1 protein-coding gene is annotated in these 1,689 nt (G+C 67.9%); it reads right to left on the bottom strand.

Going from position 1 to position 1,689, the window contains the following annotated elements:
* Window positions 1–10: 10 nt before the first annotated feature.
* Window positions 11–1,639 (bottom strand): ISAzo13 family transposase, encoded by a 1,629-nt coding sequence (locus tag OO54_RS40780; protein ID WP_033212745.1) that lies wholly within the window; start codon window positions 1,637–1,639, stop codon window positions 11–13.
* Between the last annotated feature and the right edge of the window lie 50 nt (window positions 1,640–1,689).

The following is a 1,689-nucleotide window of genomic DNA, read 5'->3' as shown; positions in this document are numbered from 1 at the left end:
CTGCCGATCATTAACCTGTCACTTTGATCTTAATGTCGGGGGTGCTGCTTTGGGCGGCCACTCGGGCTCGGAGGGCCGTCAGGGCGGTCGGTGGGGTGATGGCCGGCGAGATGGTGATGCCCTGTGCTTCAAGCAGTTTCCTGGTCTTCAGCAGGGTGCGGTGCATTGCGGTGCGGCTGCTGTTGAACAGAACGGCAAGAGGTTCCGCGGCCAGGTTGACGCGCAGGTGGAGCACGGTGGCCAGGACCTGGTCGGGGAAGGTGAGCCGGGGCGGGCGGCCGCGCCGGGTGTCTCCTGCCGGTGCCAGGGCGTGGATGAGGTGCTGTAACTGGTGCGGGGCCAGGCCGGTCAGTTCGGGGTCGGACAGGAGAGATGGACTCCACGGCGGTGTCGGTGGCCGGCCGTTGTGGGCTGCCGGGGCGGCCGGTCCCGGCTGGGGGTGCAGGGCGTAGTTCCACTCGCCGTGGAAGGTGTGCCGGGTCAGCGGCAGGGCCGCCATCTCCGCGTCGCCGACACCGACGCCTGTGGGGTAGGTGTTGGTGTCCAGCTCGGCCTTCACCCGCAGTCCGGTTCGAGTGGTGGTCGCGGCGATCGACTCGAGGATGACTTCGTGGCTGGTCAGCGGGCGACCACGCCAGTTCATCGTGATGTGGGAGAAGAGCCGGTGTTCAACCTTGTTCCACTTCGACGTGCCCGGCGGCAGGTGGCAGACCGTGATGACCAGCCCGGTTTCCGCGGCCAGGCGGGCGAGGTGGAGTTTCCAGGCTCGGGTGCGATAGCCGTTGGACCCGCCCGCATCGGCAGTGATCAGCAGCCGGGAGGCTTGCGGGTAGTCGGCCCGGCCCTGACCGTGCCACCAGCGGCGGATCGACTCCACCGCGAACGCGGCGGTGTCGTGGTCGGTGCCGACATTGACCCAGCCGGTGTTGGCCGCCAGGTCGTAGACGCCATAAGGGATGGCCTTGCCCAGCAGCGGATCGGCGAAGTCGTGGATGCGGACCGGCACCGGATTGCCCGTGGGCCGCCAGGAACGGCCATGGTTGTGGAAGTCGCCGACCAGCTCTTTCTTCTTGGTGTCCACGCTGATCACCGGCTGGCCGGCATCCCGGTGATCACGTGCCTGCTCGTTGAGATAACGGAACTGGGCATCCCGGTCGGCATGCTGGCTGCCCTCGAGCGTCTTGGCATTGGCCTGCAGTCGAAACCCCTCCTGCCGCAGCAGACCGGCGACGGTGTCCGCACCGACCCGGTGACCCTGACGGGTCAGCTCGGACGCCAGCGTGCGGGTCGACTTCGTCGTCCACCGCAACGGCGACATCGGATCACCACGCTCGTCCGGCTCGACCAGGCTCAGCAGGGCACCCCGCAGTCCAGGGTCGAGGTCCGCGACGCGTTTGCGTCCGCCGCCCGGCCGCCGCACCCGCCCGATCGGCAACTGGCCTGTCTCCAGGTCGGACATGCCCTTGCGAACCGTTGTCCCGCTCACCCCGGCCGCCCGGGCCACGGCCCGAATGCCGCCATGGCCCAGTCCTCGGGCCTCCGCGGCCATCAGCAGCCGCCTCTGCCGTTCGTCTAGGTGTGGGAACAACACCGCGAACTTCACGGCAAGTTGATCACGAGTCTCGTCCGGGATGCGCATACGACACCAACGAGCCCCAGCTTTGAAAGCAACACCTTGATGATCGGCAG

It is taken from the genome of Streptomyces wedmorensis, from assembly GCF_000716445.1.
Classification (GTDB): Bacteria; Actinomycetota; Actinomycetes; order Streptomycetales; family Streptomycetaceae; genus Streptomyces; species Streptomyces wedmorensis.
Note: the sequence above shows the minus strand (reverse complement) of the source record. Positions and strands in the feature narration are given on the sequence as shown.